The following is a 1,682-nucleotide window of genomic DNA, read 5'->3' on the forward strand; positions in this document are numbered from 1 at the left end:
TGGTAGTGATGGTTGTAGTTCGCTCCATGTTGATCGCCATAGGCGGCAAAGCCAGAAGAGTCTAGGTCCATCACGAGCTGATCCCGAGGTTCGATCGCGTACACGCGACCTTGCAGTACTTCATTCACTTTTTCCAGTGACTTGGCGGTAGCGATTGTCGCCTTTTCATTGAATCGGGATATCGTCGGTTGCGAAGCCAACCGCTGCTTCCCTAGCATAGCGGTCAAAAGCGGTTCATGGCATAAATCATCGGCATGATCGTCAGTATGATAGCCGGCCACATGCTGATAGATTTTCTGGACTACGACATCGTCATTGGGATGATCCCGATGGTGAACAGGATCGTCGACGACAAGGAATTGCTTCACGGCTTCGGAGAGACCGATTTTATGATCGAATTCTTTGTACAGAAGAAGACCAGTGTCTGAAGTCAAATCGCCACCTTTAAAATTAACTTTCATTCGGGGGTTGAAGTTCAAGCGTAACTCTTGTACACTTGCCATTGAAGAGCCTCCTTGGGAACGTGTTGGGTTTCGTCGCCATTAACACTACCAAAGATAAGGCTCTTTTTCCATATGGATTTACTCACTTTTTAAGTGAACGTCCATATCCCCGTTTTTCCTTGATCTAATTGGATTCATGATTTGTTCAAAGTCGTTCCGTGAATATTTCAGGAGATTAAATAACAGTTCAGGTTTCTCGTTTTTGGGAACATAAATCAAGAACAAACTTATAGGAGGAATGGTTTTATGAAGACGAAGTTACTTGTTGGTACACTATCGGTTGTTCTGGTGGGGACGGCTGTTGCGGTACCGATTTTGGCAAAATCCTCAAATCCAAATTCTGCTGAAATCATGCACCTGACCCCCGAGACAAACCCGGCTAAACCCGGCGAACGGGAGGAAATCGAAAAAGCGATTAAAAACGGAGAAGTGGATACAGCGAAACCAAAGGAATCAAAAGAGAATAAGTAATCACGACTCGAAAGCCCCCAGAACAGGGGCTTCTAGTTTTCTTCAAACAATTAAATCGCTCCGCAATCATAATCTCGACCATTTTAATTCGATGTTGGATCACAGTTGGTATTTTACGCTCTCACTGGCGGTCTTCCTGTTTGCGGTTGGTCTTATCATGAGACGAAAATCATACGGACTTGCATTTGTGTTTGTGATGCTGCAGTTTGCCAGCGCATTTTTCGGATACGGGAAGTCGCATCTTCCTTATCTGCTCTATCCTTATGTGACGATTCACTCCGGTGTCACCAACCCTGTAATGGGAGAAGCTCTGATCTGGGCGTTCATAGGCGGGCTGTTCTTGTTGGTGCCGTCGCTGTATCTGCTGATGAAGCTGTTCTTGTTCGATGCCAAATATGTGAAGGGAGCGAAGTGAGATGACGAATCAGCTGCCGCCGAAAACCTGCTCAATTGATCGGATGATCACAAAGGAAGAAGATATTCAAAGAGTCCTGAAAGGTGAAAAAACAGCCACCCGGCGGAACGGCCGCTACGCAGATCCCGGTGAGGTCTGGGAAGTTGGCAGGCGGAAGTTTGAGGTGCACAATGAGTTTCAACAGTCCCTTGGAGATATGACGGACGAAGATGCGCGGACTGAATGAATATTTCACTGCCATAAGGCCAGTGAGTTAATCAGTGAGAGCCACTTTGTTAACGAATTGGAGCCAC

General features: G+C 46.3%; 3 protein-coding genes and 1 pseudogene. 3 read left to right on the forward strand and 1 reads right to left on the reverse strand.

The annotated features are described in order from the left end of the window. Window positions 1–503, reverse strand: a 503-nt coding sequence (locus tag ACFO8Q_RS10455; protein WP_380025722.1) for a transposase, incomplete at its 3' end; no start/stop codon positions are given. Between the two features lie 246 nt (window positions 504–749). On the opposite strand from ACFO8Q_RS10455, the gene ACFO8Q_RS10460 reads away from it, so the two are divergent. From ACFO8Q_RS10460 to ACFO8Q_RS10470, 3 genes and pseudogenes are all read left to right on the forward strand, one after another. Beyond that, on the forward strand, window positions 750–974 hold the full coding sequence (locus ACFO8Q_RS10460; RefSeq protein ID WP_380025723.1) for a hypothetical protein: 225 nt from the start codon (window positions 750–752) through the stop codon (window positions 972–974). Window positions 975–1,065: 91 nt separating this feature from the next. Next, window positions 1,066–1,389 (forward strand): cytochrome d ubiquinol oxidase subunit II, encoded by a 324-nt coding sequence (locus ACFO8Q_RS10465; RefSeq protein WP_380025724.1) that lies wholly within the window; start codon window positions 1,066–1,068, stop codon window positions 1,387–1,389. A 1-nt stretch (window position 1,390) separates the two neighbouring features. Beyond that, window positions 1,391–1,612, forward strand: a pseudogene (locus ACFO8Q_RS10470) (ASCH domain-containing protein); the annotation flags it as partial. Window positions 1,613–1,682: the final 70 nt, after the last annotated feature.

It is taken from the genome of Effusibacillus consociatus (assembly GCF_042652925.1).
Lineage (GTDB): Bacteria > Bacillota > Bacilli > Tumebacillales > Effusibacillaceae > Effusibacillus > Effusibacillus consociatus.

Bases quoted from the DNA above. Each gene is read 5' to 3' on its own strand.
- ACFO8Q_RS10465 (WP_380025724.1), top strand. From the start codon at position 1,066: ATGTTGGATCACAGTTGGTATTTTACGCTCTCACTGGCGGTCTTCCTG.
- ACFO8Q_RS10460 (WP_380025723.1), top strand. From the start codon at position 750: ATGAAGACGAAGTTACTTGTTGGTACACTATCGGTTGTTCTGGTGGGG.